Here is a 24,908-nt window from a genome sequence, read left to right on the forward strand (position 1 = left end):
GACAGAATGTACATTAGCATAGCTATCTGTATGATGAATTTATTAGTGTAGATAATTGATTGTATTGAAATTATTTGATTAACAGCACCTATTGTGCGGTCTTCTAAAAGTAAGTACTAAATATCTATCTATCTGATTGATGATAAAAGTTTATCCAGCGGCGCTTATTGCTACTGCATTTTTTTTAAGACGAAACGAGCATTTTATATGGCGAACGATATCAAACACCTGCGTAACATTGCAATTATTGCCCACGTTGATCACGGTAAAACGACTTTGGTTGATAAGTTATTACATCAGTCTGGTACTTTTGGCGACCGTGCAAACATTGCTGAACGTGCAATGGATTCAGGCGATATTGAGCAAGAACGTGGTATTACCATTTTGGCTAAAAATACAGCCATCCGCTGGACAGATAAGACTGATGATACTGAATATCGTATCAACATTGTTGACACCCCAGGTCACGCCGATTTTGGTGGTGAAGTTGAGCGTGTAATGTCTATGGTTGACTGTGTACTACTAGTCGTTGATGCAGTTGATGGCCCAATGCCTCAAACTCGTTTTGTAACGCAAAAAGCATTTGAGCAAGGTCTAAAGCCCATTGTTGTTATTAATAAAATTGACCGTCCTGGCTCACGTCCTGATTGGGTCATGGATCAAATCTTTGATCTTTTTGATAACTTAGGTGCAACTGATGAGCAGCTTGATTTCCCGGTTGTTTATGCTTCAGCATTGAATGGTATTGCAGGTCTAGAAGCTGACGACTTGGCTGATGATATGACGCCACTTTTCAAAACTATCGTTGATGTTGTTCAGCCTCCACAGGTTGATGCAGATGCGCCATTCCGTATGCAAATATCTAGCCTTGATTACAACAGCTTCGTTGGTGTTATTGGTATTGGTCGTATTCAGCGTGGTAAAGTTAAAACAAACACTCAAGTGACTATAATCGACAAAAATGGCAATACCCGTAATGGTCGTATTTTGAAAATTATGGGTTATCATGGTCTTGATCGTATTGATGTTGAAGATGCACAGGCTGGTGACATCGTTTGTATTACTGGTATTGATGCGCTTAATATTTCAGATACGATTTGTGATCCTAGTGCTGTCGAAGCATTACCAGCATTAACGGTTGATGAACCTACCGTTTCAATGAACTTCCAAGTAAATAACTCACCTTTTGCTGGTCGTGATGGTAAGTTTGTGACCTCGCGTAATATCCGTGAGCGTCTTGAGCGTGAATTGATTCATAACGTAGCATTACGTGTAGAAGATACAGAATCTCCTGATAAATTTAAAGTATCAGGTCGCGGTGAGCTTCATCTATCTGTACTGATTGAGAACATGCGCCGCGAAGGTTTTGAGATGGGTGTTTCAGGCCCAGAAGTTATCGTTAAAGAAGTTGATGGTAAATTACAAGAGCCGTATGAAAACGTTGTCTTTGATATCGAAGATGAGCATCAGGGTTCTATCATGGAGCAGGTTGGCTTGCGTAAAGGCGAGATGACCAATATGGAGCTTGATGGTAAAGGTCGTATGCGTATCGAAGCGACTATGCCTGCCCGTGGCTTGATTGGTTTCCGTTCTGAGTTCTTAACATTGACCTCAGGAACTGGCATCATGACGTCAAGCTTCTCACATTACGGTCCACAAAAGATCGGTGATGTTGGTGGTCGCTCGAATGGTGTCTTGGTTTCTATGGCGAAGGGTGTTTGCTTAGGTTTCGCACTGTTTAACCTGCAAAAACGCGGTAAATTATTTGCTGAGCCGCAGCTTGAAGTTTACGAAGGTATGATCGTTGGTCTTAACTCACGTAACGATGATATGGCTGTTAACCCAACGACTGCTAAGCAGTTAACCAACGTTCGTGCTAGTGGTACTGATGAAGCATTGACGTTGACTCCAGCAGTCAAGTTCACACTTGAGCAAGCGCTTGAATTCATTCAAGATGATGAATTGGTTGAAGTAACACCTAAGGCGATTCGTCTGCGTAAGCGTTACTTGACTGAAAGTGAGCGTAAGCGTCACGGCCGTGGTAAAAAAGGTGCTTAATATTGAGTCATAAATTACTGAGTAATTTATTGGATTGATATTTCATAGAAGCATTTGATGCCGTTATCATTTAATAATTGGCATCAAGATAGCTAAAAAATTAGCAGTATAAAGTGAACTTAATATGGTTCACTTTATGCTGCTTTTTTTTGTGTTGTAATTTTCAGAGAATACAGACAGAATAACCGATAGTAGTAGTGTTTTTTGCTATTCTTCTTAAGGCTCCAGATGGGGTCGACTGTTGAGATACTTATTTGATTATAGATTAGTATTTTGAGGAGAAAATAATGAGTATGGTTTCTGAGTTTAAAGAATTTGCTTTAAAAGGTAATGTGATGGACTTAGCGGTCGGTGTCATTATCGGTGGGGCATTTTCGACTATCACAACGTCCTTGGTTGAAGATATTATTATGCCAATAGTTGCCTTCATAGCAGGTGGCGAAATCAATTTCAAAAACATGTTACTAGTGTTGGGTGATGCGCCTGAAGGTGTTGCAATGACATATGATGCACTCAAACAAGCGGGCGTTCCAGTATTGGCCTATGGTAGCTTTATTACTGTTCTTATTAATTTTCTGATTTTGGCTTTCATCATTTTTATGATGGTTAGAATGGTTAACAAAATGCGTCGTAAAGAAGAAGTGCAAGAGTTGGTAAAACAACCTTCAGAAGAGGTGCAATTGCTTCGTGAAATTAGTGCTAAGTTAAGTAATACCACTGTTTCAAAATAAAATATGATGATTTGATTGAAAAAACATAAAAAAGGCTAACACGACGTTAGCCTTTTTTATGGATAATTTATAAATGCATTGTCTTTAGCACAGTTGTATCATTTAACCAGCTGTTAATATAAAGACTATGGCGTAACTACGACATAATCGTTAGTATTAATCAAAATCTCAGATGGTTGGTCAACGACAATACGGATCACATTATCATTAGTTACTTGTGATTTGTAATAGTTATCTTCAGCCACAGTACAACCTAAGCAACGTCCCATCGCGTCCCAAGGTTCAACAAAGAGTTTCTGCTGGGCCTGATCTGCGTTCCCACCGATAAGCGAGAAGGGTAGACTAACCAGATAGGCGGCAGTACCGGCAACGGCACTTACCAGTTGTAAAGGTTTACCCACCACCGTATCAACCACCATTGTCTCATAAGAGGGCCCAAAGTCGGTTTCATCAATTTCTATGGCTGCCAAGGCAGGCTGCATAGTAGCAGCCACTAAACTTAAGCTTGCAGCTATAGTAAAGGCTTTTTGCTTAACTGTACGTTGGATTTTGGCTTTAACAGTCATAACGATGTCCTAAAATGCATAATTGGTATGATTATTGGCTGCTGCTATTTCCACACAGAGACAATTTCCCTATATAAACAATGCGCAACGATAAGTAGGCTAAATATATTACAGCTATATAAACATTATGCACTATTTATGTAAGTGCTCATACTATTAAAGCAAGATGTGTGTCAATAAGCAACAAAAATGGCGCACGATATAATGATCTTAGTGCAAAATAATAGGGCACTTAGTCAGGAGAATTTTGCTGCTATATGATACGACTTAATATCTAAGTTATTGTAGTAGCTAAGGCGAAACAGATAGCAACAGTTCAACATAATATTTAAGCGATTGGCTGACAGTTGGGGCAGAACACACTGGCGCGACCATTAAGTTTGATATTCTCAAGCACAGTATCACAATGCGGACAAGCCTCCCCTTGTCTACCATAAACGTTTAATGTCTGCTGGAAGTAACCGGTTTGACCATCTGCTACGGTGAAGTCTCGTAGTGTCGAACCACCAAGCGCTATCGCCTTTTGTAAAATAACTTTAATATGATCAACCAAAACAATCATCTGAGCACGGGATAGTTGATGAGCAGGGGTGGCTGGATGAATACCTGATAAATATAGGCTTTCTGTCGCGTAGATATTACCAACACCCACGACGACTTGTTGTTCCATGATGACTGATTTTATAGCGCGCGCAATGGGCTGCTTCTTTGATTTGGCTTTGCCGATTGCTATGGTGTCAGCATTGAGATCAAGCAGGTCTGTCCGTTGAATCAATTGATATAGGTAGTCTGCGGTAAATTCATTTGATAATGGCTCAGGACCTAAATGATCTAATAGCTTAGCACCATAATCCTTGTGCCACAATACGGATCCAAAACGTCTTGGGTCATAGTAATGTAGCTGAGATTTTGTGTTATTAGCGCCCTTGAAAACGATTATTAGATGATCATGCTTGCGCTTTTCAGTACCGTAGCTGTGCTGTTGTAGGCTGCCTGACATGCCTAAGTGAACCAAAAGTTGACGCGGTACTAACGTATCAGTTTGAGCTGTAGCGTTATCATCACTGGGTAATAAAGGTACAAAGTTAAGAACCAAATATTTTGCTCGGCGCTCCACGCTATCTAGTGTGTAATCAATCAAGCTATCTAAGTCATCTGGCATCACCCAGCGCAGCTTTGGTTGATAAACTTTTATATCGATAATTTGTTGCCCTAATAATGGTGTAAGGCTAGTCTTGGTTGTTTCTACTTCAGGCAGTTCAGGCATGATGTTTTTATAATAACCTTATGATTCAATGAATGGACTTTGTGGTTGTATATTTAAGCAACAGCGCGACGAGCATGCAAGATTCCATGCTGTTGCTCTAGTTTAGCCAAGAGCTTAGACAGATGTGCCAATCCTGAAACTTCAATATGGAACTTTAAAAAGGCGATGTTATCATCATTGCTGAGCGTCTCAACTTGGCGGATATTGACATTTTCTTTGTCAATGATTTGTGTCAAATCACGCAATAGTCCACGTCTATCATACGCCTCTACATGAATGTCAACTGGTTGATAGCGTCCAGCTTGTACCCGCCAAGCAGCCTCTATTTCGCGTTCAGGATCACGCTCGATCAAGCGTAAGTATTCAGGGCAACCACGATTATGGACACTGACACCTCGTGATAAGGTGATGTAACCCGCAATCGGCTCACCATGTACAGGGTGGCAACAGCCTGCTAAATTGATTTCTATATTATCCAGCCCATCAATACGAATTTTATAAGCATCAAGTTTGCCTATACCTCTGGTATCTACGCTTGGCACAAAATCTTCTGGCGGCTTCTCAGGCTCTAAATGTAGCTGCCGAGAAATATGACTGGTGAGCTGATTAAGACCAATATCACCTGTGACCAAACCGACGATAATATCATCAGTATTATTGACGTGGAAATGCTGAGTATAGTCGTTTAAATCGATGCTATTAGGATGTACCGATAATCGCTCAAGCTCTTTACTGAGCATTTGACGACCAATCTCAATGTTCTTGTCGCGGTCTTGCTTGTTAAACCATTGACGCAGTTTTGAGCGTGCACGGTTGGTATGAATGTACCCAAGGGAAGCGACCAGCCAATCACGGTTAGGCTCACGTGATGCTTTGGTAATAATTTCGACTTGTTCGCCCGTTTTGAGCTGATAGGTTAATGGTACATAGCGCTGATTGACTCGCGCCGCTTGGGCACGATTACCAACTTGTGTATGTACATAATAAGCAAAATCAAGAACCGTTGCGCCTTTTGGCAATTCAGTAATGTCACCATCACGGCTGAAGATATAGATGCGTTCGAGCTCATCAAAATCAACAAGTTGCTCTTCTTCATCAAGCCCCATCTCATCTAGCTCTTCGCCTGTTAATAAAGACGAACGTGGCTGATTGCGTGTTTCATTATTGATCGATAATAGCTGACGCAGCGAGCTGATTCTTTGATTAAGATAATTGTCTTTTTTATTCTTCAGACCTTCTTTATAGTTGACATGGGCACACATGCCGAGCTCAGCTTCAAAGTGCATTTCATGCGTGCGAATCTGCACTTCAAGTGACTTGTTTTCAGCAATCACTGCAGTGTGTAGTGAGCGATAACCATTGGATTTAGGATTGGTAATGTAGTCATCGAATTGTTCAGGGATATAACGCCACAATCCATGTACCAATCCGAGCACGTGGTAACAGTCTGAAGGATTGGTGACCAATACCCGCAGTGCACGAATGTCATAAAGCTGATCAAATGATAAGCCTTTGAGCTTCATTTTCCGGTAGATAGAATAGATATGTTTGACGCGTCCAGAGACTTCGCCTTCGATGCTAGCCTCTGCTAATGCTTCATTGAGCTTATCTTGTACGCGCTGAATATAGGACTCGCGTTCGCTGCGTTTTTCGGAGAGCAGTTTGGCAATCTCTTTATAGCGTTCAGGCGCAAGGTAGCGAAAGGCTAAGTCTTCCAGCTCCCATTTAAGTTGCGCGATGCCCAAGCGATGCGCTAGCGGGGCATAAATAGTCATTACTTCACGCGCCACGCGATTCTGCCGCTCTTCATTAGAAAAGGTTAATTCGCGCATGGCAAAGGTACGCTCAGCCAATTTGATAAGCACGACGCGCACATCATTGGTGACGGAAATTAGCATGCTATAAATATTAGATAGCTGGTCGCGCTGGTTGTTTACGAAGTGATCTTCTAGACGCTTATTGCTTTCAATAATCTCAGACAGCTTACCCATTGCCAAGGTATCTTTGACTAAGGTGGATATGTCTACACCGAATTTTTTTTCAATATCAGCAAGGCTTATGATTGATTTTCGCGCACTGCGATAGAGCATCGCAGCCACAAGGGCATCTTCATCTTGGTAAAGATAGGTCAATATGTCTGTCATGCCAATACCAGTGACATATGCACCTGAGCGCTCAGATTCGCTGGTATTCATATGATTGCGAATGAATTCACAAGCAGCACTCAGATTGGGTACAGATTCTTGTCCGATACGCTTGGCGACGTTGTCTAACCAAGTGGGAACGTCGATGTTGACTTGATCTAGATCAATCGCTTCTAGCTCTTTGTCTGCGAGAGCGTTGTTTTTATCTAAAAGTGGGTTATCAGAATACTCATTCTCAAGCTTTGGATCATGACTATGAAAAGCATGCAGAGCTGAGCGATCAAAAGTGGTGTGTAGCTTATGAGTGGACAGCTGGTATTTAATATCGAGGGGGATTTGGGCATAGCTATTGGCAGACTGGTGCGAGCGTTGGCTCGCGACCAGTTGAGCGGCAAGTGCTGCACTATCGGCTTGCGTGGTCTGTCCATCCACCAGCGGTAATCCTTCACGAATTTTTACCATAGCCGACTCCTCTTAGCTATTTTGAATTGATTATAACCTCATCTACTATGCACACACGTTGAACTTACGATTCATAAAGTGTCAGCTATAAACCAATACAACTGCTAAAAAATCTGTTTTTTAGCAGTTATAAAATGCGCGTAAAATATATAAAGCTATGAGTGCAAACGTCCACCAGGTTTGGAGTAAACCAGCCTAGGAAGATTGTTTGTTATTATCTCATTTTGAGGTAACAAATCAAGCGAGGCTATGTAATGTCTGCGGTTAATCAGGATAAATAACCATCATTTGTTGTCACTGATTGATTCAAATGGTATATCAGTGCTGGTGACTTCTATGATGGCTATGTAATATTCTGAACCGCTGATGTGAGGGAAAATAGAATCAAACCGCTACTTTTTCAAAACGAGCGATGGACTCAACATGACCGGTATGACAGAACATATCCATTACCCCAGCATCAGTCAGACGATAGCCTTGTTCTAGCAATGCTTTTGTATCGCGGGCTAGGGTTGCAGGGTTGCAAGAGACGTAAACAATTCTCTCAGCATTAAATTTCGGCAAATACTGCATAATTTCCCAAGCACCAGAACGCGGTGGATCGATCAATAGCGCATCAAAACCTTGATTGGCCCAAGGTTTATCAGTACAGTCTTGCGTCAAATCTTGGCTATAAAATTCTGTATTATTGATGCCATTGCGACGTGCGTTATCGGCTGCACGTGCGGTCATCGCTTCGCTGCCTTCAACACCGACCACAGAACCCGTCTCACCAACGAGACGCGCGAGTGGCAAGCTAAAGTTGCCTAGACCGCTGAATAAATCCAGTACGCGTTCACCTGCTTTTAAGTCTAATAAATCACAAGCAAGCTTGGTCATTTGACGATTCACAGACAGATTAACTTGGGTAAAATCTGTCGGGATAAACTCAAAAGTCAGATCGTATTCTGGCAGTTGATAATACAAACGACCAAATTGCTCGCTTAGATCATCAGCATCTGTTAGTGCAATACGCTGGATGCTATCAGCGCCTTTCGACTGTAGATATAGTTGCCAATTACGCGCCGCAAAAAATACTTTTAATTTGTCTATATCAGCATCTGACAGCGGTTCTAAGTTGCGCACGATAAGGGCAACGGGCTGATTACCATCTGGCAGCTCAGGTATTTCCTCACCCATGGCCAACTCAAGCTGGGCAATCTTGTTACGACTCTCTAGCGTACTAATCAATGTTTTTAAGTTTTCAATCTCAAAACCAATTCTTGGATCTAAAATATGACACTCATTTAATTCTGCTAAAAAGTTACTTGAGCGCTCACGAAAGCCGACAAGCGCAGTTTCTTTTTTGACGACATAACGTACGCCCAATCGTGCTTTGGTACGATAACCAAGACGATCACCAACCACTGGTGCAAGCCAGTTATCAGGCGCGACATTGGCTTGATGCATCAACATTTCGGCCAGTACGGACTGCTTAAAGTTTATTTGTGCCTCTGGCTCCCAGTGCTGCAAGTTGCAGCCGCCGCAGACGCCAAAATGTGGGCAAGGCGGCACAGCACGTTCAGGATTTGGATTGGCAGTGATGCTGATTGCATCGCCTTCCTCAAAACTGGCACGGCTATTGGTTATTTTGACCAATGCGCTTTCACCTGGCAACGCAAAACTGACAAAGACTGTTTTGCCATGCTTGTCTTCAGCGTGGCCATCATCAACCCCAAAACCATTGCCATAGATGGCAACACCGCGACCATCATGCGACAATCTATCAACGGTAAAAGGAATCGGCTCTGCATCTTTTAGACGGCGGCGTGTCTTTGATGAGGGCTTAGATTTTTTCTTATTAGGCGGAGTAGTAATCGTTTGGGTATCGCTCGTCGGTGGTGTAACATCAGAGGTTATAGACGTTTTTGAATCGGTGGGTTGCATAAACCTGCCTTAATAATAAATGATAAATAACTAAAAAAATGAGGATAAACGCGATGTCTTATAACGCGCCTTCTTATAACTTCATTTGTTATGATGTGGGTGCAGATGACCAATCAGCGATGAAGTCTTGATGACGAGCATGACCATCCGCTTGGGTATATTTTACCAAATAGTCGTAGCTCTGCTGCTGCCAGGCGTCAAAGCCTTGTGAAGATAACTGTCCTGTCAGACGTAACCAGCGCAAATAGATGAGCCATGTATTCATGACGTCAGACTCGCAATATATCGATAAGGTTTGCCAGTCATTAGTACTGACGAGCTCACCAACCATGCTACCGTCAACGGCTGTTTTACCCGGCAGACCATATAAGCTTGCCACTACGTCCATGGCTTCGCGGCGGCTGGCACCGTACTGGCTAAATCTGTCCATCAAATCAAGGTGACGCGTGTGGAAGCGATTGACGTAATTATCAAAACGCATGTTTTTGATGCGCTCGCCTTCTTCAAATAACCATGGCGCTGATAAATCGTATTGCATAGCGCGATATATCAGTACAGGAATATCAAAACCTGAGCCATTCCAACTAATAAGCTGTGGCAGTTTTTCAAGATCACTAAATGCTCGAAAAAATTTGGCAAGGATGTCTTTTTCACTAAATTTATCAGCGGTCAATGAGAACAACGACAACTTGCCATCTTTGATATATAAAGCTGAGATACAGACGATACGCTGCAGTGGCAAGCGCATAAAGTCATGCCCAGCTTCTTGTATTCGAAGCGCTGTGAGTGCGCTCAACGCATCTGCATCATTCAAATCTGCCAATTGCGGGTAGATACGGCGCGCCGCATCCGTATCAGCGACAGTTTCGATATCAAAGACCAATATAGGGTCGGATGGTAGAGCTTGTGACATAAGAAATCCTGATTAAACCAACTAAACTGAGCAGCGTTGTCTGTGCGTTAATTAATTTATTTATGTGCGGTTATCGACATTACTGTCGTCAATATTGTTGTCGTTAATATTGTATAAACCCGTCGACAAATAACGATCGCCGCGATCACAAACAATAAAGGCGATGACAGCATCAGGGTTTTCTTTACCGACTTGTACGGCAGCCCATGCTGCGGCACCTGATGAAACCCCCGCGAAAATACCTTCGGTCTTGGCCAGTTTGCGCATATAAACTTCTGCGATACGCTGATCCACATCCATGACTTCATCAACCAAATCTGCGTTAAAGATACCTGGCATGTAAGCCGCAGGCCAGCGACGAATGCCAGCAATCGAAGCTTCTTCATCAGGCTGTAGTCCGATGATTTTGATATCTGGATTTTGTTCTTTAAGGTATTGCGATACACCGGTAATGGTACCAGTGGTGCCCATTGAGCTAATAAAATGAGTAATTTTACCTTCGGTTTGCGCCCACAGTTCAGGCCCTGTGGTCAGGTAATGGGCTTGACTGTTATCAGGGTTATTAAACTGATCCAATACGATGCCTTTGCCATTTGCTTGCATTTGCAGCGCCAAATCACGTGCTGCTTCCATGCCTTCATCGACTTCGATCAACGTCGCGCCGTAAGCAATCATGGCATCTTTGCGCTCTTGAGTTGAATTGGTTGGCATCAGCAGCGTTATCGGATAGCCACGCATCGCCGCGACCATGGCTAAAGCGATACCAGTATTGCCACTCGTGGCTTCAATCAACATGTCACCAGCCTTGATGTCACCGCGCTGTTCTGCTTGATAGATCATATTAAAAGCAGGACGATCTTTAACAGAACCCGCTGGATTGTTACCTTCAAGCTTGGCCAGTAATACAGCACCATTGGTCAGTTGCTCTTGCTCAGGTAAGCGCTGTAATTTAACCAATGGCGTCTGACCGACGCAATCAGCAAGCTTGGTGACTTGAGTAATGAAATTAGGGTTGGAAATAGCCGTTGCGGACATAAAGTATCCTTGTTAATTTTTAAAATTGATTTTTAAATAACCGTTTATTTTTAATTGTCATTTTGATTTTTGAATAAATATTTTGATACGGCTGCCATCGAGTTAATTGGATGATCTAGTCGTTAATGGTATTTCTGTCGCTTTAACCAAATAGCAATAAATGAAAAGTTGCGTCATTATATCATTTTGTTTTTGGCTACGCTGAAGGCATCAAGAGATTTTGGTAAATGAATGGTGTTTAAAAAGGGTTGGACAGTTAAAATGCTTTTCGCCATAGCCATTCACCATAATTAATGAAATGCGTTATAGTTATGGCAATATATAGGTACGGCAATAATAAGTAACCACGAAATTTTATCATGAGTGTGTAGTTATCATTTTTGAGATGAGGATAGCTTTAAAATGAGAATAGCCCCTAAAAATTTTATTATTGGCTAAAACTGCTTACCGCCGCTATTGATTCATAGTGCAATTTTCTGTAGAGAGTAAAGCTAGTATGGCATACAAAAAACGTTTTGATACCAGCAGTGCGTATGGTCAGTTGATTATATTGGTGTTTTTACCCATTTGTATCTTGGCAGCGGTGGGCGGTATTTTGGTCTTTTACGAAACCATGCGTGCCAGCAATTCAGAACAAGAAGTATTGGCGGAGGCGGTGCTGATTCGTTATACCCCAGCGATTGCAGAGCTAATCCCTGAGCTGTTAGCGAAAGAGCGTCAGCAAGCAGACGGCGAACCCAATGCGGATAGCGAAGTCAGTGCCGATGATGCCACTCAAACGACCATCACGAAGCTTGAGGAAATCCAAGATAAGCTGGGTCGTATGCAGTCTGAGCAACATGTACAGCGTATTGCGATCATCAATGAAAGCAATCAAGTTCTCGCCGCAGTCGGTTATGGACTGAATGAAGCATGGCCTGCAATAGACACAAAAGAGAAGTTTTTATCGCAGCAACCAACGCCTATTGGAACTGCTTATGGCAGTGTGTTAGGGGAGTTTGAAGGACAAAAACTGTGGCTGGTCGTCGATATGGACAACGAGCCACTCTATATCGCCCGCTATCGTATCGCCATGGCGTTAGTGATTACCGGCTTGTTCACCATTTTGATTTTATTGCTGAGTTTAAATATTTATTCAAAGCGCTGGATAGCACCAATTTATGAGCTGCGTTTGCAGTTGCAGCGTACCCATGTGGACAATCTGTATCAGCCTATTCCTGTTGAATCAGATGGTGAGCTGAACCTATTACAGCAAGACTTGGTCAAAACGCTACGCCGCCTGCATAGAAGCTTTCAGGAATTAAAAGACCATGCCGAGCAAACCGAGGATGATTTGCGCCTCGCGTTTGATGAGATGGAAATGCAAAACATCTCTATTCGTAATGCGCGTGATGCGGCAATTTCAACCAGTCAAGCCAAATCTGCATTTTTGGCCAATATCAGCCACGAGCTGCGCACGCCATTAAACAGTATCGATGGCTTTATCAATTTGCTGGCAAGGCATGGTGAATTAAATCCCGAACAAGATTTGTACGTGCAAACCATACGTAAGTCATCGGCACACTTGCTCGCCTTGGTTAACGATGTTTTGGATTTCTCTAAGATTGAAGCAGGCAAGCTGGTACTTGACCGTCATGAGTTTGACCTTTATGACACTATTTATGATGTGGTCGATATGCTTTCGCCCGTATCCGCAGAAAAAGGTCTGCGCATGGCGGTGCTGTTTTATAATGACGTGCCGATGCGCATCAATGGCGATGCCCTGCGCCTCAAGCAAGTATTGACCAATATCGTGGGCAATGCAATTAAATTTACTGACAGTGGCGATGTAGTGGTGCGCGTCAGCTTGGATGATCATCGTGATAATTATCTCATGATTAGTGTGCAAGATAGCGGCAAGGGCATCTCTTTAGCCGATCAAAAGATGCTGTTCCAAAGCTTTAGCCAAGGTGACCCTTCAATCACTCGTCAGTATGGCGGCACAGGGTTAGGTCTGGTTATATCCAAGCAATTAACGCGGCTGATGGGCGGTGATATTGGCTTTCATGATAATGCGCAAGAGAATATTGCCAATCAGGGCGCGACGTTTTGGTTTCGGATGCCAGCGCATGTCGATGTGTTAGAAGCCGCTACTGGTCAGACAATTGAGCTTCCAGTCTTGGCTCCGCTGGCGAGTGAGACCGATGAGTTTAATGTATTGGTATGGATCAATCATACCGCCTCTATCCAAGTGCTCAAAGCCAGCTTGCAATATCTGCCGATTAAATTGACTCAAGCCAACTCCTTACCAGGCGTACTTGAGTCATTAAAAGAGCGTGGCAACTATTGGGATTGGGTCATCGTCGATGATGACACCCAAGACGATATGATGGCATTACTCAAACAGATTCGTCTGCATTATCAAGGTAAGCTTGCGGTATTTGGCTATCAAGTTGCCGCCGATCAAGCATTATTAAATCGTTATCATGCCAATATTTTGTATGAGCCTTTAGACAAAAGACAGCTTTATGCCATGCTCGACACCCAAAATCGCAGTACCACAAAAAGTGTGCAAGAACCACGCTGGAAAGGGGTAACAGTACTGGCAGTAGACGATCATCTGCCCAATCTGTTGGTGCTGGATGCATTGCTTAGTGAGCTTGGTATTCAGGTCATCACAGCGAGTAGTGGGTTTGAGGCAATAGAAATTATCAGCAAACAACAAACCAAAAATATTAAAACCACGAAAAATGATAAGCAAAGTCTTTCGAATAAAACGCAAATCTCTAAAGCTGAAACGCGCGATGAGGTGAACAAAAAATCAAGTAGTGCGCTTTATGAAGAGGTGAATTCTGAGGATAAGGTCGCTATTCAGGATAAAGATCATATTGATCTAATATTCATGGACATCCAAATGCCGCGTATGTCAGGGCATGAAGCCGCAAGACAAATTCGCAATATTGAAAATGATGATAGCCGTATCCCGATTATTGCGTTGACTGCCCATGGTTTGGCTGATGAGCGAGACAAACTGATAGCCAGTGGCATCAATGACTATGTGGGTAAGCCCATTAGCCAGCCTCAGTTATTACAAGTGCTGCAAAAATGGCTTGGACGCACGACGACAATGCCGCAGTTAACAGCGTTACCTGATACCAATCTGCACAGTACTGATGTGCAGACCTTCGAGTTATCAAACGAGAATTCACACTCTAGCGATTTACAGAATAGGGAGGCTGAAACGTATTCAACGTGGCCCTCGGACTCTACAACCATTGCTTATCCTATGGTGAAAGGTGATGAAAATAATCGTTATAGCGGCTCAGATGGAGGCAATGAGCAAAAAATAACTCGTCCTTTATCATTGAAGAAAATTCGTGATAATTACTTGCGAGACAGTCAACCCCGCGAAGACTATAGACGCGAAACACCGCGCGAAACCCAGCCACGCTATGAGAACTTGCGCTTACACAAACAAGGACAAACGCCACTATTAAATCCATCGGAAAAATCGACAAACAGTGCTCACGATGGAGTGGCAACGCCTACAGATTCCAACAGATATGAGCAAGAAACAAAGAATTGGGAAAGCAGTCACCACCATCTAAGCCATAATTATTTAGGGGCTAATGAGGGTGATGGGTTTGCTATTTTAGACTGGCAAGACGCGCTGACCCGCTCAGCGAATAAGCCTGACTTGGCAGCCAAGCTTATCATTATGATGCTTGATACTATCAATGATGAAAAGCAGGCACTGACGCAAGCTTGGGACGCCCGTGATCGCAGTATGCTGGCGCAAATTGCCCATCGTATATTAGGCGGCAGTCGTTATACGGGTGTGCCGCAATTACGTCAAGCCAGTCAAGACCTAGAAGATAAATGCTTGCTGAATGTCCAGCACACCACACCTGCGCAGTTTGCCATGCTTGAGCCATATTATGCCGCATTAATAACAGCGTTAAATAATTTGCAGGCGCTAGATTTGTCAGCCTATCCTCAGCTCAATTACCATCGTTTGAGTGAAAATGATATGACATGGAAAATGATTTAGAACTGATGATTTTATGATATTAAGGGTTAATCGAATCGTTGCAGTCAGTTATTGATGAGGTAGCGTCGTAATAAGGCTGCTAATATTGTTGCTATCAGCTTTAGAAGTATTGGCATCATACTTAGATGCCATTTCTATTTTATTCATCAATAAGGATTGTTATGAACGCGATTGCCACTTACCAATATGAAACCTTACAAGTTAGTATGACCGACAATATACTCACGGTGACGTTGAATCGCCCACACAAAAAAAATGCTATGAGCTTTAAAGTCGTGAATGAGTTGATTGCCGTTGCAGAACGCATTGGTAAAGACAAAACGATACGTGCGGTGATTCTCAATGGCGCTGAAGGCACGTTTTGTGCAGGCATTGACTTGGGTGATTTGAATCATCCAAAAAATCAAGCGTTCGCCGTTTGGGAGCTGGTAAAGCCATGGCAGAGCTCATTCCAGCGTGTTTGTCTGGTGTGGCGCGATGTGCCTGTACCGGTCATTGCTGTATTAGAAGGCTATTGTATCGGTGCAGGGCTCCAGCTAGCACTGGCTTGTGATGTGCGCATCAGTCATCCAGATTGCAAACTGTCTATTATGGAAGCTAAATGGGGGTTAGTACCAGACATGGGTCTGACGCAATCAGCGTTTGGCGTGGTACGTGAAGATGTCCTAAAAGAGCTTGCCATGAGTGCGCGTATCGTTGCAGCCAGTGAAGGCAAAGTATTGGGGCTCGTCAGCCATTGTAGTGAAACGCCACTTGAGCAAGCACAACAGCTCGCTGCCGAATTTGCAGAGCGCTCTCCTGATGCGGTGTTGGCGAGTAAGCGTGTTGTCAACGCTATGTTCCAACAGCCAGCTACTACTTTATATAAAGAAAAAGTTTGGCAGCTTAAAATGATGCTTGGTCGTAATCGCAAGCTTGCACTGAGAAAAGCCAAGCAGGCCAGTACTGTGTTTGGCAAGCGGCAATTCCGTTAACAGATTTTGGATTCAAAATTTTTAGGCATATTTTGATATATTGGTTTGATTGTTGTTGGGGTTTGTTTTGTTAATTTCATGTTTCTATTGAAATAAGAGCGGATAGTGCGATATAACACTGTCCGCTTGCATAGATACATGTAGAAGTGCACTATTGTCGTTAATAGTCGTTGTTTTTAGCATAGAAGAAACGTCAAGAATAAAGATAGTATGAATAATAAAATAATAATCCCTATATAAAATGGTCTAAATATGTCTGCTCCAAAATCTTCCCTACCCAATAAACCTATTGCTTCTGAGCGAGTACGCTCTGCTGATTTGCCTGTTGCATGGATTATGATGCTTGGACTTATCGTAGCGGTAGGGCCGTTATCCATCGATATGTATTTGCCAGCGTTACCCTCCATGGCTGATGACTTTGGCGTATCCACAGCCTTTATGGCCAACTCTGTTCCTGCCTATTTTTTAGGCTTGGTATTTGGTCAGCTGTTCTATGGCCCTTTTAGTGATCGCGTTGGTCGTGTTAAGCCTTTGTATATTGGTATGACGCTATATGTCATCGCCTCAATTGTTTGTGCGACCACTGATAACGAATATGTATTATTTGTTGGGCGTACCATGCAAGCACTAGGCGCTTGTGTGGGCGCGGTGGTCACCCGTGCCGCAATTCGTGATCGATTGACTGCCAAACAAACCGCAAAAGCATTTTCTATTATGATTTTGGTGATGGGCTTAGCACCAATATTAGCGCCATCGCTTGGTGCGCTATTTCTACAGTTTTTTAGCTGGCACTCCATTTTTTGGTTTTTGGCAGCCTTTGGTACGCTCAATTTATTGCTGACTAAGTTTTTCTTCTTTGAAACATTAACGGAAGAGAATCGCAATGTGCGCCCTGCTAAAGAAGTCCTTAGCCAGTACTGGGATTTATTGAAAGATCCAACCTTTAATTATCCAGCGATTGGTGGTGGTCTATTGATGGGGGCAATGTTTGTCTATATCAGCTCGGCCTCTGAGCTGATTATGGATACTTATGGCGTCTCAGCGACACATTTTGGTTGGCTGTTTGGGATGAATGCTGCTGGTTTTGTGGCTCTAACTCAACTGAACCAGTGGCTCACTAATCGCTTTCGCATTTTGAGTATTTTGCGCTTTGGTGCGATGATGCAGGTTATTTCTGCAGGCGTGCTATTTATAATAGGTCTATTTTTGGGTACTGATGCTTGGTTGCCATTGGTACTCGCCTGTATTTTCTTCTGTATCGCAGGCTTAGGTCTAACCCAGCCAAATGCTTCTGCTATTGCGCTCGCGTTTCAAAAACGCCGAGCTGGTATGGCAAGTGCGCTACAAGGCTCGCTCATGTTTTCAGTCGGTATCTTTGGTGGGTTATTATTAAACCTGTTTCCAGTTAATCCCGTGCTCAAAATTGGTATTGCCATGTTTGCACTGATGAGTCTTGGTTCCTTTTTAGTCTGGCAGATAGACCGTAATTTGAATCTTGATGATGCGGAATAAGCTAGAAGCTTAACTATTCTTTTGCTGGATTTTAAAAAGCATTTATACATTTACTTTGTATAAATGCTTTTTTTTGTGTCTTTTTCATTCTGTTATTTGTATAAAACTTCTTATGAAACAAGGCTATATTACGATTTCGATAATATATTAATAGACTTATGTAAGACATTAATATCCTTTATTTGCCATATACAACAAATTGTACGTAATAACTAAACATTATTATTGCAATTGTAAAATTAGGTAAGTATTATCTAACGTAACTTTGTGTAAAAAAATATTGTTAAGATATTACATTACCTTTCTGAATCCTCATTTATTAAATTGTACAACCACGTGAAGCTTTAAGGGTAGATTATGATGCAGTTATATCGAGTGTTACCAATTGTATTGAGTGTTGGCCTGTTTGGCTGCGGTAATTCTTCCACTCAAGAAAATGCCAATGCGACTGGTACGCCAGTAACAGAAAATAAAGACAGCTTTGTTAGTAATCTGCCTGACACGGCGCCAACATTAAAGGTCGCCATGACAGGTGATTTACCGCCTTTCTCATTTCAAGATGACTATGGCAACATGCAAGGCACTGACGTTGACTCCATTAGAGCTATTGGAGAAGAGCAAGGCTTTAAGGTCGAGTTTTATAAAGAAACTTGGCAAGATATGTTTGATAGCGTGGAGTCGGGAAAACGTGATTTAGCTATTTCTGGTATTTCTTATAAAGACGATCGAGCGGTAAGATATGGTCTATCAACGCCTTACTTTTTTAACCCAGCTACCATCATGTACTTGGAAGGTAAGTTTGATATAAAAGGACTAGACGATATAAAGGGTCTAAAAACCGGTACTTTGGCAGGTTCTAAAGAAGAAGATACTCTAAAACAGATGGGTAACTCGGTTGAGTTGGTTTCAAGATCCACTGCATTTTTGGCTTATCAGGACTTAATACAAGGTAAGACTGATGTTTTCTTATACGACATGCCAGTGTTGCAGTACATCATAAAAGGTTATCCAGAGCATAAAGTGAAGATTGTACCTTATGAAGCGGCAGACGCGCCTTCAGCGCAACAAGTAGTACTAATGGCAAAAGAAAATACTCAGTTGATTAATACGGTTAATGAAGGTATTGCTAAACTAAAAGAAAAAGGGACATTTAAAGAAATTGAAGAGCGCTGGTTAGGTGAAGCTGTACCTGCATCTGCTGATAAGAGCAACTCTGATACTAATACTACGCAATTGAACTAAGGAACTCTGAAGATGGCAACCACCTCCAATGTTGACAATAAGCGCTATCAAGGTCTGATCATTTCAATTGCACTTTTTTTATCGCTCATCGGTGCCTTGTTAGCATTTACGTTTTATACCTCAAATTTATTAGAAAGAAACACCGCTTTAATTGACCAGACCAACCAAGTCGCTAATAGCGCGCAGGCAGTAATTAAGGATCTTTTTGACTTAGATAATAGTTATGGTGAAGATACCAACTCTCCACACATACAACGAGTGCTGAGCCGTTTAGAGCAAAATACTGCGTTGATTACTAGCTCTATTGCGGCCATTGAGCAAGGTGCGACGATCACTGATGTTGATGGCAAGACTTATGATCTGCCGAAGATTGATAGCAATGCACAAGCAAACATTACCGCTGCTAAGGAGCAGTGGAAAGCGTTAGAACCTAAGATTCAAGCATATCTCAAAGATGCTGATAATATTATGGTTTCCTCTGAAGATGATCTGATCCAAGCCGTTGAGCAAGCAAAGACATCAAGTCTATTGGTTAACGATTCGTTAGACAATCTTACTAAAGACGTGTTCAACAGTGCAGAGCGTCAGGCGACTACTATTCGTCTTATTCAGGTACTTGGTGTTGCTGCTGTCTTTACGTACTTCTTGATCTTTGTATTCTTCTTTGTGCGTCGTTTACGTGAGACGGATGCTGAAGCGTTCGCGGCCCGTCGTGAAACGCAAGAGATTATGGAAACAGTAAATACAGGACTATTCTTGCTTGATAAAGATTTAAGTATTGGTCAGCAGCATTCTCGCGCACTGAATGATATTATCGGTGCCGATAGCTTGGCAGGAGAGAACTTTACCAACGTTTTACGTGGTCGTATTTCTGATAAAGATCTGAAAACCACACAGCAATTTATTGAACAGCTCTATAATCCACGAGTCAAAGAAAAACTGGTGGATTCTCTCAATCCGTTGCATAAGGTCATGTTACACAATGCTTCTGGAGATAAAGCACAGAATAATCGCTTCTTAGACTTTAAGTTCTCACGTGTTTATGACAACAAAGACATTGCCCGTATTTTGGTTAACGTCAACGATGTATCAGATGCTGTTTACCTAGAGCAACGTCTAGAAAAAGAGCGTTCGCAAAATGATATGCAGATTGAGATGCTCACCACTATTCTGAATGTAAATCCAAAGATTATTAATGAGTTTATTGATAATACTCAGATGCATATTGAGAAGATGAACAATATTTTGAAAAATCCTGGTAGTTCGCAATACGAGCTTGAAGGCAAACTAAAAGCCATCTATCGCGAAATGCATAGCTTAAAAGGTGAAGCTTCTGCTCTGAAACTGCATAGCTTTACCAAGATTGCCTCAGATGCGGAAGACAAACTGCACGCGTTGCAAAATCAAGGTCAGCTGTCGGGTAATGATTTCCTACCATTGGCGGTACATTTAGATGACTTATTAAGCCTATCAAATACTATTGCGACCTTGGGTGAGCGTATTAACCGTTCAGCACCTGCGCCAACTGCAAAGGGGGTAGATGACAATGCTACTCAAAATAGTATGCCAAAAACGGTGGTGACTGAAAGTCAGGCATCAAATCCTTCAATCGGTAGCATAGATACCGGTGGTGGTCAGAATATCGATCTGGATAATAAAGCGACTGATGATCAGCTTTCTTTTTATAAAGCATTTGCAAAAGATATCGCCGCAAGACAAGGCAAGCAAGTAGAGCTAAAGAGTAATACGTTGATGCAAGCGGACATACCAGCACATCTTGCAAAGCCGATTAAAGAGATTAGCATTCAGTTGCTACGTAATGCTGTAGTGCATGGTATTGAAGCACCAAGCGTCCGTCATTCGACTGGTAAGGCCGCGGTAGGAACGATTGATTTAGAATTAAAAGACAACGGCTCAGATTTCATGCTGATGGTGCAAGATGATGGTCAAGGTATTGATTATGACAGTATTCGTGCCAAGTTAAGCAAAGAAGGTCGTTTTAGTACTGAAGAAGCCAGCCAGCTCAGTCAAAGCGATCTGCTCAAACAACTGTTTTCTTCGGGTTTTTCTACTAAAGAACACGCAGATGAAGATGGTGGACGCGGTGTCGGTCTCGATATCATTAAAGCAAAAGTAAAAGATTATGATGGCAAGCTTAATGTAAACAGCGAATTCGGTCAGATGACACGGTTTGTTATTACTTTACCAAAAGCTTAATTAGAAACAGCAGGTATATTGTCAAGGATGACAAGCACTTCATTAAAGGTAATAGATCAGTTATGCATAAGTTAATGATTGTTGATGATTCAAATATTATTAGAAATCGTATTCAACGCGCGTACGATTCAGGGCAGTTTATGCTGGTTGCGACGGCAACCAGTGGTGTTCAAGCCATCGAAAAATTCAATGTACATCGTCCTGATGTAATCACCATGGACTTGACCATGCCGCAAATGGACGGACTTGAATGCATTGAGAAAATCATTGCGATTGATCCTGAAGTACGTATTTTAGTGGTGTCAGCCCTGTCTGATAAAGCCACTGGCATTGAAGCATTGTCGTTGGGTGCCAGCGGATTTTTGTGCAAGCCTTTTTCAGAAGAAGAGCTTGTAGAGTCCTTGTATGAGCTGATGCAAGACTAAACCATTCAACGACTTAAGTAGATGTCATTATGAAAGAACAAAAGCTACAGATTTTTTTAAGTATTATTAGTAACTACTTTAATCAGTTTGGGGGGGAGGAGCTTGTCGCTGACACCCCATATCTGTTAGAGAACAAACAGCCAAAAGTCCATGATTATACGGGTGTGATCGGTATATCGGGTGGACAAAAAGGCGTGGTGTATTTTTCGGCAACCCGTGATTTACTGTCTTCAATATTGGATAGCATGGGTGAAACCGATAAGAGTGATGAAAACTACATCGATTTGGCTGGTGAAGTGGCCAACACTATCGCAGGCAATGCGCGTAAAGAGTTTGGCTCAGAGTTCCATATTTCTGTGCCGTTTGTATTTAAAGGCTCTCCACAAAGTATTGTGTTGCCGAATGATGAGCGTTCTTTTATCATTCCCATCACTTGGAACTCGCAAATAGGCGAGATTGTGGTCTGTTTGCAGGATTAACGTTGCTGCCACCGCGTCATAAAGATGGATATTAATATATTATGGTTAAAGTAGAAAAATTGGGTGTGTTTCTGAGCTCAATCAATGCATTTTTTGCACAAATTGATGGCTCAGAAGTGTCCATTGATACCCCTTATTTAAATCATAACAAGAGTGCTGTTGGTTATGATTATAGTGGTGTTATCGAGATATCAGGACCTATCGGAGGCTGTGTGTATGTGAGTGCGCCAAGCGTGATGTTGCGAGAGGTCATAAAAGTAATGGGCGAGCCTGACTCATCAATCACGATGATGAAAGATTTGTTGGGTGAGATGGCCAACACTATCTCTGGTAATGCTCGTACGGAGTTTGGCTCGGAGTTTATTATCTCTCCGCCACATATCGTTGAAAGCGCACCAAGCGTGTCTTATTTGCCAAAAGATCGTCAAAGTTATGTCACACCATTTACGTGGCGTGGTTACAAAGCGGTCATTGGTATCTGTATCGCTTAATCTACAGCTGCTCACTTATTAAGTAAAAAAACGACGTTAATGCGTCGTTTTTTTATGCGTTATCATCTACTTAAACAGAATAATAGCACTAGCAGTCGCTGAGTATTTTATGATAAAATACAGCGCAGCTATTTTTATAATTTAGTATTATTTTTTAAGTTCTAATTATATATATGGCTCAATTTTTTAAACCAACCAATGACACACACATCATGGCAAAAAATTGCTGGGTGTTTGGCGACTTGATTAATTTGCAAAAAAGTTAGTGCTGTCCCAATAAACATTAACCGTTAGCAGATGCGTGTCGCTAGATAGGCAGTTTTTGTGATGTGGAGGCATAACCCAACCAATAGGAATTTCATATGTCTACAAAGAATCCAACCAAAATCGAAATGCGCGACTTACTACAAGCCGGCGCTCACTTTGGTCACCAAACACGTTTTTGGAACCCAAAAATGGGACCATACATCTTTGGTGCCCGTAACAAGATTCACATCATCAACCTTGAGCACACAGTAAAAGCGTTTAACGAAGCATTGACTTACGTAAACGGCCTAGCTGCTAAGAAAAACAAAGTATTGTTTGTTGGTACGAAACGCGCTGCAAGCGGCATCATCCGTGAACAAGCTACCCGCGCTGGCATGCCATACGTTGACCATCGCTGGTTAGGTGGTATGTTGACTAACTGGAAAACACTTCGCCAGTCAATCAATCGTCTAAAAGAGCTTGAAAAGCAAGCAGAAGACGGTACTTTCGCCAAGCTTACTAAGCGTGAAGCGTTAGAGCGTACTCGCGATATGGAAAAACTTGAGCGTTCACTAGGTGGTATTAAAGATATGGGCGGCCTACCTGACGCAATCTTCGTTGTAGACGTAGATCATGAAGCGATTGCTATCAAAGAAGCTAAAAATCTAGGTATCCCAGTTATCGGTATCGTTGATACGAATTCTAGCCCAGATAACGTTGATTACATCATCCCAGCAAACGATGATGCTATCCGTGCTGTGACCTTGTATGTGACTTCTATGGCTGATGCGATTATCGCTGGTAAAGAATACGCACAGACTCAAGCAGGCGGCAAAGCTGAGCAAGAAGCACCTGCTACTGAAGAAGCACCAGCTGAAGCCAAAGCAGAAGAAGCGGCGACTCCAGCAGAATAATTGGCTGACCCAAAAGGTTTAACTTTGTAAGGATAGCTTGATAGTTACGCTATCTGCATCCATATCAAGTTATTAACAGCGTATAAGCTCACAATAGGCATGATGTAGTTTTACTCGTCATGCCTTATTGTTGATGGAACACTCGTTAATAAGCGAGTATTATCGCTTATGTATGCCCTCGTGATGCATAATATCTATTATTACAATGATGTCTGTTATCACGATCAACCATAAGTGCTTCCATTACTATAAGAGCGATATAGTACTAATAGATAGCAAAGATATATCCTATAGAAATTAAGCACTCCCATACATAACAATACTCACATACATAATAAAAGGTAACTCTTATGTCAGAAGTAAAAGTATCTGCCAAAATGGTAAAAGAATTGCGTGACCGTACTGGTCTTGGCATGATGGAATGTAAAAAAGCGTTAGAAGAATCAAACGGCGATGTCGAAACTGCCATTGATAACCTACGTAAATCTGGTCAAGCAAAAGCTGCTAAAAAAGCTGGTAACATTGCAGCTGACGGCGCTATCATCATCGCTCAAGGCGATAACAAAGCATTCTTATTAGAAGTAAATTGCCAAACTGACTTCGTTGCAAAAGACGAAAACTTTACGGCATTTGCAGAAGCAGTAGCGAACATTGCACTAGAAAACAATGTGATTGACGTAGCCGCTATCGCTGAATTGCCTTATGGTAATGGTCAGACTGTTGAAGAAGCTCGTGTATCTTTGGTACAAAAAATCGGCGAAAATATCCAAGTACGCCGAGTTGAAGTATTAGAAGGTAGCAACCTTGCTTCATACCGTCATGGTCTACGTATTGGTGTTGTGGTATCTTTTGAAGGCGGCAACGCAGATACTGGCAAAAACCTTGCCATGCATATCGCTGCGTTTAACCCAGTTGCGGTTGATGACGAAGACGTCGCTGCTGATTTATTAGCGCGTGAAAAAGACATCATCGAAGCAAAAGCTCGTGAGTCTGGCAAGCCTGATAACATCGTTGAAAAAATGATCGAAGGTGGCCTACGTAAGTACCTAGAAGAAGTTACTTTATTGCGTCAGCCATATGTTATGGACAACGAGAAGAAAGTTGGTGATGTACTAAAAGCTGAAGGCGTAAAAGTACTTGCTTTCAAACGTCTAGAAGTTGGTGAAGGCATCGAGAAAAAGCAAGAAGACTTCGCTGCTGAAGTTGCTGCAACACAAGCACTGGCTAACAAGTAATTTTTAAACTCTGCTAAGAATCACGGTGAGTACTAAACTTT

General features: G+C 42.2%; 18 protein-coding genes. 12 read left to right on the forward strand and 6 right to left on the reverse strand.

The window, feature by feature from the left end; genetic code table 11:
- The first annotated feature begins 207 nt into the window (after window positions 1–207).
- Together typA and mscL are read left to right on the forward strand one after the other, a co-directional pair.
- Window positions 208–2,058 carry a translational GTPase TypA gene (gene typA / locus JMX93_RS08350; RefSeq protein WP_193013229.1) on the forward strand — a complete coding sequence of 617 codons (1,851 nt, stop codon included), beginning with the start codon at window positions 208–210 and terminating at the stop codon, window positions 2,056–2,058.
- Between the two features lie 287 nt (window positions 2,059–2,345).
- Window positions 2,346–2,789, forward strand: coding sequence for a large conductance mechanosensitive channel protein MscL (gene mscL / locus JMX93_RS08355; protein ID WP_499204427.1), 444 nt, complete (start codon window positions 2,346–2,348; stop codon window positions 2,787–2,789).
- Between the two features lie 125 nt (window positions 2,790–2,914).
- On the opposite strand, the gene JMX93_RS08360 is transcribed toward mscL, so the two are convergent.
- The 6 genes from JMX93_RS08360 to cysM form a co-directional block, all read right to left on the reverse strand.
- Window positions 2,915–3,355 (reverse strand): hypothetical protein, encoded by a 441-nt coding sequence (locus JMX93_RS08360; RefSeq protein ID WP_499204428.1) that lies wholly within the window; start codon window positions 3,353–3,355, stop codon window positions 2,915–2,917.
- 328 nt (window positions 3,356–3,683) lie between these two features.
- Window positions 3,684–4,622, reverse strand: a complete 939-nt coding sequence (gene mutM, locus JMX93_RS08365; protein WP_499204429.1) for a bifunctional DNA-formamidopyrimidine glycosylase/DNA-(apurinic or apyrimidinic site) lyase — start codon at window positions 4,620–4,622, stop codon at window positions 3,684–3,686.
- A gap of 53 nt (window positions 4,623–4,675) precedes the next feature.
- The gene (locus JMX93_RS08370) at window positions 4,676–7,228 is read right to left on the reverse strand and encodes a RelA/SpoT family protein (protein ID WP_198332486.1); all 2,553 of its coding nucleotides are present in this window, start codon (window positions 7,226–7,228) and stop codon (window positions 4,676–4,678) included.
- 384 nt (window positions 7,229–7,612) lie between these two features.
- Window positions 7,613–9,154 carry a 23S rRNA (uracil(1939)-C(5))-methyltransferase RlmD gene (gene rlmD / locus JMX93_RS08375; RefSeq protein ID WP_499204430.1) on the reverse strand — a complete coding sequence of 514 codons (1,542 nt, stop codon included), beginning with the start codon at window positions 9,152–9,154 and terminating at the stop codon, window positions 7,613–7,615.
- An 88-nt stretch (window positions 9,155–9,242) separates the two neighbouring features.
- A complete protein-coding gene (locus JMX93_RS08380) occupies window positions 9,243–10,067 on the reverse strand; it encodes a 3'-5' exonuclease (RefSeq protein ID WP_193013224.1) in 825 nt (274 codons plus the stop codon).
- Between the two features lie 60 nt (window positions 10,068–10,127).
- Window positions 10,128–11,102 (reverse strand): cysteine synthase CysM, encoded by a 975-nt coding sequence (gene cysM / locus JMX93_RS08385; protein WP_499204431.1) that lies wholly within the window; start codon window positions 11,100–11,102, stop codon window positions 10,128–10,130.
- A gap of 496 nt (window positions 11,103–11,598) precedes the next feature.
- Here cysM and JMX93_RS08390 point away from each other — a divergent pair, with 496 nt between their 5' ends.
- From JMX93_RS08390 to tsf, 10 genes are all read left to right on the forward strand, one after another.
- Window positions 11,599–15,132 carry an ATP-binding protein gene (locus tag JMX93_RS08390; protein ID WP_499204432.1) on the forward strand — a complete coding sequence of 1,178 codons (3,534 nt, stop codon included), beginning with the start codon at window positions 11,599–11,601 and terminating at the stop codon, window positions 15,130–15,132.
- A 161-nt stretch (window positions 15,133–15,293) separates the two neighbouring features.
- Entirely contained in the window at window positions 15,294–16,106 is an 813-nt protein-coding gene (locus JMX93_RS08395) for a crotonase/enoyl-CoA hydratase family protein (RefSeq protein ID WP_443214828.1), read from the forward strand.
- A gap of 252 nt (window positions 16,107–16,358) precedes the next feature.
- Complete coding sequence (locus JMX93_RS08400; protein WP_193013220.1) at window positions 16,359–17,618, forward strand: multidrug effflux MFS transporter; 1,260 nt, start codon at window positions 16,359–16,361, stop codon at window positions 17,616–17,618.
- A 357-nt stretch (window positions 17,619–17,975) separates the two neighbouring features.
- Window positions 17,976–18,860, forward strand: a complete 885-nt coding sequence (locus tag JMX93_RS08405) for a transporter substrate-binding domain-containing protein (protein WP_496190773.1) — start codon at window positions 17,976–17,978, stop codon at window positions 18,858–18,860.
- Between the two features lie 12 nt (window positions 18,861–18,872).
- Window positions 18,873–21,077: an ATP-binding protein gene (locus JMX93_RS08410; RefSeq protein WP_499204433.1), complete on the forward strand. Its 2,205-nt coding sequence runs from the start codon at window positions 18,873–18,875 to the stop codon at window positions 21,075–21,077.
- A gap of 62 nt (window positions 21,078–21,139) precedes the next feature.
- A complete protein-coding gene (locus JMX93_RS08415) occupies window positions 21,140–21,502 on the forward strand; it encodes a response regulator (protein ID WP_045443633.1) in 363 nt (120 codons plus the stop codon).
- A 29-nt stretch (window positions 21,503–21,531) separates the two neighbouring features.
- Window positions 21,532–21,981 (forward strand): chemotaxis protein CheX, encoded by a 450-nt coding sequence (locus tag JMX93_RS08420; protein WP_198332479.1) that lies wholly within the window; start codon window positions 21,532–21,534, stop codon window positions 21,979–21,981.
- A gap of 41 nt (window positions 21,982–22,022) precedes the next feature.
- Window positions 22,023–22,472 carry a chemotaxis protein CheX gene (locus JMX93_RS08425; RefSeq protein ID WP_193013216.1) on the forward strand — a complete coding sequence of 150 codons (450 nt, stop codon included), beginning with the start codon at window positions 22,023–22,025 and terminating at the stop codon, window positions 22,470–22,472.
- Between the two features lie 362 nt (window positions 22,473–22,834).
- The gene (gene rpsB / locus JMX93_RS08430; protein WP_499204434.1) at window positions 22,835–23,632 is read left to right on the forward strand and encodes a 30S ribosomal protein S2; all 798 of its coding nucleotides are present in this window, start codon (window positions 22,835–22,837) and stop codon (window positions 23,630–23,632) included.
- A 350-nt stretch (window positions 23,633–23,982) separates the two neighbouring features.
- Complete coding sequence (gene tsf, locus JMX93_RS08435) at window positions 23,983–24,867, forward strand: translation elongation factor Ts (protein WP_499204435.1); 885 nt, start codon at window positions 23,983–23,985, stop codon at window positions 24,865–24,867.
- The last annotated feature ends 41 nt before the right edge of the window (window positions 24,868–24,908 follow it).

This window comes from Psychrobacter muriicola 2pS (assembly GCF_904846535.1).
Classification (GTDB): Bacteria; Pseudomonadota; Gammaproteobacteria; order Pseudomonadales; family Moraxellaceae; genus Psychrobacter; species Psychrobacter aquimaris.